A 5,905-nucleotide genomic window follows, 5' to 3' on the forward strand; every position below is an offset into this window, starting at 1 on the left:
GCCAGGCCTCAGCGGCGTCAACGGAAAGACTGTTGCCACGCGCGCTTGCGCGTGAGCGGTCCCCGTGACTACGAGTCCGGCCACGAGCGCGAACAGCGCCAGTCCCCGCTTCAGGTCATCCAGGAACACAGCTCCCCCTCTAATCCGACGAAGCCCACCCGCGGCGCGTCGCTGCCACGAGCCCACGACCACCATCCCGAATACGTCAGTGCTGGGACACCGTATCGGCGCCCGCTGACGCTGAAGCCGAAGCGCCTTGCACTGGCAGCTCGACCGAGGCCTCCGCACGCAACCGCGCCAACACCTGCTCAAAGACACGCCGCTGGGCCATGGGTGCCATCTGCCCCAGCACTGCCTCACGAACTTCTTCAAAGGGCGGCACACGCGGGGCCTGACGTTCCAGGAGGACCAGGATGACAGCCCCAGCCGAATCGTCGATCACGGGCGTCGCTTCGCCTTGCCGAGTCAGCGCCCATGCCGCCTTTTCCAAGGCCGCGCTACCGAACTCTCCGCGAGAAAGCAGCCCCAGTTCCCCACCACGCGTCCGCTCCGGCCCCTCGCCTGCCGCCGCGACCTTCGCAACGGGCTCCCCCGCGATGATGCGCCGGCGCAAGGCGTCCGCACGTTGCCGGGCCTCCGTCCGTGCCGCACGAGGACTGCCCGGAGAGACCGACACCAGGATTCGGGCCATCCGAAGGCGCTCCGGCTGCGCGAAACGCTCGAGGTTCGCCTGATAGTGCGCCCGAGCCTCCGCGTCCGAGGGCGCACCAACGGTCTTCTCCTCCTGAGCCAACATCGCCTGGATGGTCAGCCGCTCTTCCAATTCGCGAACCTGGCGGCGGATTTCCGAATCCTGGGTCAACCCGCGCCGCTCGGCTTCGAGCGCCAGCAGTCGCTTGTCGACCATCGCGCGGATGAACTCTTCGCGCCCCGTTCCCTGCTCGAAGCGCGCCCGCAGGTTGGGCGGTAGCCGTTGACTTTCGCGAAGAAGCTCTTCTCGGGTGACCGTACCGCCCTTGAAGCGAGCGACGACGTTCGCCGCTGGCCCGGCTGGAGCCGGCACGGACCGCTCGCACGCCGGTGCGCCAAGCAGGCTGAAGAGACAGATCCACTTCCACAGCGCCTGCTGGCGTTTCATCGTGCTTTCGTACCCGCTATTCCGTCCGACTGCCGATCTACTCTATACGTGAGAAAGACCGCAAGGCAGTTGTCCGGCAGCGGATAGATGACATTCAATTGCACCGGATTCGGACGAAAGTCCGCTGGGTGCAGTCTTCAGGGTGGAGTGCTCGATGGTCAGGCAGTTTCGGTGGGTAGGAACGGCCTCGCTGGCCGTATCTTTGACGCTGGGTGCGAGTGGGTGTGAGCGAGGAAAGCCAGCAAGCCCTCAAAAAAGCGAAGGACCTGTCGTTGCAGTTGTCGGCGACGGAAACATCACGCAGCAAGAATTCGAAGCGAAGCTTGCCGAGCAGCCGTCCTTCGTCCGCACCCGTTATGCCTCTCAAGAAAAGAAGAAAGAATTCCTGGACAACCTTGTTCGGTTTGAATTGCTAGTCCAAGAAGCCAGGCGACGTGGCCTGGATTCAGATCCCGAAGTCCTTGCCATGCTCGAAAAAGTCATGGTTCAGCGACTGGTCAAGGCGCACACCGAGTCTAGCGAAGATGCGACTGTGGGCGAGGAGAGAGCTCGCGCCTACTACGAGGCGAACCTTGCTGAGTTCGTCAAGCCAGCACGGGTCCGAGTCAGTCAATTGCTCCTGAAAGCCCCTCGGGGCAGTCCAGAGCGGGCGAAGGCACTTGCACAGGCAACACGGCTTTCCGCAGAGATACAGCGCGGGGGGAGCGTACAGCTATCCTTCGATGCGGCTGTCCGGACGCATTCCCAGGACACCACCACCCAGGCGCAGGGTGGCGACCTCGGGTTCCGCACGCGAGACGAATTGAGCGCCACCGGAGGCGATACCCTCGCGGATGCCGCATTCACGCTCAAAGCCGTCGGGCAGCTTTCGTCGCCTATCGAGACGGATGTCGGCATTCACCTGCTCATGCTGCAAGCCCGTCAGGTGGGGAGCGAGCAGAAGTTCGACCAGGTGAAGGGGCGTATCGTTCAGCGACTGGATTCGGAGCGCCGGGCCAAGGCACTCGACACGCTCGTCCAGTCATTGCGAGATAAAACGAAGGTAGAGATCAAGGAAGATGTTCTGGCGGGGGTGAACCCCGAGGCGTTGGGGACCTCCTCTCTGACGGCGCCCAAGGAAGGCGAAGCGCGCCGTCCCTGACGAGGAGGTACAGCCGATTGTTTGATGGTACTTGGGCCGGACTCAACGTGTGAGTCACTCACCACCCAGACTTCAGTGCAGATACGAAAGCTGAAGCTGGGTGAACCGGTGGCCAGACAGGAGCGGGTTGGGCGGATCGGCCAGCTCCTGGGAGCGGAACACCATGCCCAGGCCGAGCTGGAAGCCGCCCGTTCGGAAGGCGGCGCCGAACTCGCTGTCCCCGACGATGGGCGCCTTCCGGACGCTGAGGCTCGGCCGGAAGAGCGTGCCATCCAGGAACAGGTTCCTCGCCACCACCCTCACCTGTCCTCGGGCGTACAGGTAGGCCTCCCAGGCGCGCTCGTCCCGGATGGCCATCAGCTCCGCGGCGTCCTCCCCCGGCGCCCGCTGCGCCTCCAGCGCCTTGACCACGGACGGCATGATGGGCGCCAGGCCATACGGCCGGGCCAGATAGCCCACACGGACCGTCCCTCCCAGGCTCGCGTTCACGAACACCGTGCCCAGCATCGCCCCGGCGGACCACGTCACGTCCACCACGGGGCTCCAGAGCAGCGGCTGCTCACGGAGCGCGGAGAAGTGGAACGCCGGTTCCGTCGGGAGCTGCTTCTCCCAACCCACCGGAATCCGCGCCACCGTGTGCCCGAAGAGGCCATTCAGCGCCCGGTGCAGCCCCCGCTGCGTCTGCGCCGCCCCGGACGCCGGGCCCGTGACGCCCACCGTGGCCTGGAGCGTCAGCCTCGACGAGTCCGCGGGCGCCCTCCCCGCATAGAGGTGCTGGAAGAGGATGCCGCCGTGCAGCCAGCCCCCGTAGGGCCGGTCGTTCGGGTCCGGGAACACCTCCTGCTCCGGCGAAGGAACAATCCGGCTGGGCGTGTACATGTTCTGCGCCAGCGTTCCGCCACACAGGTACCGGTGCTGCACGCCGTCCGGCAGCCGCAGCGTCCGCGCGATGGAGCGGCACCCGTCGTACTCCCCGAAGTGCTCGATGCGGACGCCGTTCGTGTAGAGCCGGTCGCTCTTGGCGAGCACGTCATTCTCGAAGTGCAGGCTCGTGACGAACGGCAGCTTCGTCTCCGCCTGGGCCAGACAGGATGCGGTCAGCAACGCGAGTGCCGTCAGCATCCCTCCAGTCTACCGCTCGCGCCCGTCAGCCCCCGAATGGCCACTGGTCATCAGGCAACACTCTACCCACCACGTCTGCCACCCCGAAGCGCGCGCTGTCTTCAAACGCCTCCGTGCCACTCAGCCCATTCAGGCTCAACGCCGTGGGGCACAGCGCATACGTCTGTGCCTGGGACGCCCCCATCAACAGCTTCAACACGTTCACCCGCTGCTTGGGCGCGCCATAGGTCATGATCTCGAACCGCTCCGCCGCCGGCACCTTCGCCAGCGACAACGCGTGGCGACAGGCCTCCTCGAAGCCCGCGACCTGATCCACCAGCCCCACGGCCTTCCCGCGCACGCCCGAGTACACGCGGCCCTCCGCCAACTGGTGAATCTCCTCCTTCGTCCGCCCCCGCCCCTTCGCGACGATGTCGAGGAACGCCTGGTACATCTCCTCCACCTCGGCCTCCAGCGTGGCCTCCTCTTGCGGCGTGAAGCCCCGCGAGAACGAGAGCATGGCCGCGTTCCGCCCTCGGACGAGCACCGTCTTGTGCACCCCGAGCTTCTCCATCAGCCCGGACACGTCGAACTTGCCAGCGAAGACGCCAATCGAGCCCACCATGGCGTGCGGCGCGGACCAGATCTCCTTCGCGCCCACCGCCACCATGTACCCCGCGCTGGCGCACACCCGGTCCATGTACGCGATGACGGGCTTCTTCCGCGCCACCCGCTGCACCGCCTCCAGCATCTGCTCCGACGCCATCGGCGTCCCGCCCGGACTGCTGATGTAGACGACCACCGCCTTGGAGCGCTTGTCCCGCCCCGCCGCGCGCAGCGCCTTCACCACCGTCTCCGCGTTCGCCATCTTCCCGCTGCCACCCTTGCCCGGGATGATGATTCCCGACACGGGCACCACCGCGACGCGCGGGTTCCGCCGCAGCCGCTTCCACCGCACCGGTGGGAAGGGAACCGTGGACAGGTACGTCGCCATCGGCTCCAGCTCCGTCTCCTCCTCGCCGTCCCCCGGCTTCACCAGCCCCAGGTGCGAGGGGAGGTTCGCCTCGCTCACCAGCGCGTCCGCCAGCCCCGCGTCCAGCGCCCGGCGAGCACTGAAGGGCCCCTGGTCAATCAGCGCCCGGACCTCCTCCGGCGTCTTCCGCCGCCCCCGGGCCACCACGTCCACCAGGTCCGCGTAGCGCTCATCCAGGAACGACTCCACCGTCCGCGTCTGGATGTCCGAAACGGCGGGCCGAGTGAAGAGCTCCGGCGCCGTCTTGTAATCCCCGCGCCGGACGAACTGCGGCCGGATGCCCACGCGCGACAGGCCCTCGCCCAGGGCGGTGGCCTCGGCGGCGTAGCCCACCAGCTCCACGCGGCCCATGGGGGGGAGCAGCACCTCGTCCGCCGCGCACAGGAGGGCATATCCCTCGTTGTCCACGTGGACCGCCCAGCCCACCACCCGCTTCCCCTGGGCCCGGAAGGCCGTCAGCACGGCCACCAGCGCATCCCGCTTCGCCGCGGGCACGGCCAGGTCCTCCACCTCCAGGAGGATGCCCTTCACCCGGCCGTCCTTCGCCAGGAGCTCCAACGACTCGCGCAGGCGCTCCACGGACGTGACATCCGACGGCTCGGGGCGGCTTCCCCCCAGCTGCAACCGGCGGCGGCGCCGCTCGCGGTACGGCGGATCCCCCGTCAGCCGGAAGCGGACGTAGGCGGGCCGGTGGCTGGCGGCCATCATCCGGAAGGGGGCGCCCAGCAGGGAGACCAGGAGGAGATACAGGTTGGCGAGGACGATGAAGGGCAGGCGCAGCATGGCGTCCGGAATGGAAATGTGGGTCCCCGGCCCGTAATGGACGCTCACTCGGGGTGCAAGCCCTGTTCAGTCCTTCCGTTGGGTCGTGATAGCCTCTCCCGCCATATGCGATACCTCGTTCCCCGGATGCTCCTCGTCCTCGCGCTCAGCTCGGGTGGTGCCGCGCTGGCCCAACCTCGCAAGCAGGTCCAGGAGTTCCAGGCCCCTCGCGAGATGACCGCCGAGGAGCGTGAGGCGGCCAAGCAGCGCGCCATGGGCAACAACCTCAACTCCTACGGCAAGGACGTCCAGCTCAAGCAGAAGCCGATTCCGTGGATGGCCGTGGGCCTCGCGGGGCTCGTGTTCGTGGTCGCCGTGCCCTTCGGCCTCCGCGCCTACCGGAACACGTCCAGGACCATCGCCGGGCAGAACACCTTCGGCTCCCACCGCGGCGACGACGAAGCCGCCTGAGCCTCCTCCGGCCCGGACGTCAGGCGGGCTGGACCTCCACCGAACCTCCCGCATCCACCGTGACGCGCACGGGAAGGAAGCGCTCCACGACGCGGGCGTGGGTGGTGAGGTGGTCGGTGATTCGCGCCGCCGTGAAGCGCGTGGTGCCCGGTGACGCCGGCCCCAGGCGCCCGGCGGCCAGCAGCGCGGCGGGCAGGAGGATCTGATCGGCGAGGTGCTCGTCGAGCGCCCCACCCGTCTCCATGAACCGCGCCAGCGC

Annotated in this window: 6 protein-coding genes; 2 read left to right on the forward strand and 4 right to left on the reverse strand. The window is 67.6% G+C overall.

Annotated features, from left to right (window positions below):
* Positions 1-205: 205 nt before the first annotated feature.
* Positions 206-1,138, reverse strand: coding sequence for a peptidylprolyl isomerase (locus tag G4D87_RS07340; RefSeq protein ID WP_163780332.1), 933 nt, complete (start codon positions 1,136-1,138; stop codon positions 206-208).
* Positions 1,139-1,292: 154 nt separating this feature from the next.
* Here G4D87_RS07340 and G4D87_RS07345 point away from each other — a divergent pair, with 154 nt between their 5' ends.
* Positions 1,293-2,279: a peptidylprolyl isomerase gene (locus G4D87_RS07345; protein ID WP_163780335.1), complete on the forward strand. Its 987-nt coding sequence runs from the start codon at positions 1,293-1,295 to the stop codon at positions 2,277-2,279.
* 72 nt (positions 2,280-2,351) lie between these two features.
* On the opposite strand, the gene G4D87_RS07350 is transcribed toward G4D87_RS07345, so the two are convergent.
* Positions 2,352-3,401, reverse strand: coding sequence for a lipid A deacylase LpxR family protein (locus G4D87_RS07350; RefSeq protein ID WP_163780337.1), 1,050 nt, complete (start codon positions 3,399-3,401; stop codon positions 2,352-2,354).
* A gap of 25 nt (positions 3,402-3,426) precedes the next feature.
* The gene (gene sppA / locus G4D87_RS07355) at positions 3,427-5,244 is read right to left on the reverse strand and encodes a signal peptide peptidase SppA (RefSeq protein WP_163780339.1); all 1,818 of its coding nucleotides are present in this window, start codon (positions 5,242-5,244) and stop codon (positions 3,427-3,429) included.
* A 78-nt stretch (positions 5,245-5,322) separates the two neighbouring features.
* On the opposite strand from sppA, the gene G4D87_RS07360 reads away from it, so the two are divergent.
* On the forward strand, positions 5,323-5,646 hold the full coding sequence (locus tag G4D87_RS07360; protein WP_163780340.1) for a hypothetical protein: 324 nt from the start codon (positions 5,323-5,325) through the stop codon (positions 5,644-5,646).
* A 19-nt stretch (positions 5,647-5,665) separates the two neighbouring features.
* On the opposite strand, the gene G4D87_RS07365 is transcribed toward G4D87_RS07360, so the two are convergent.
* Positions 5,666-5,905, reverse strand: a 240-nt coding sequence (locus G4D87_RS07365; protein ID WP_275902264.1) for an RNA 3'-terminal phosphate cyclase, incomplete at its 5' end; no start/stop codon positions are given.

Source organism: Myxococcus vastator (assembly GCF_010894475.1).
Classification (GTDB): domain Bacteria; phylum Myxococcota; class Myxococcia; order Myxococcales; family Myxococcaceae; genus Myxococcus; species Myxococcus vastator.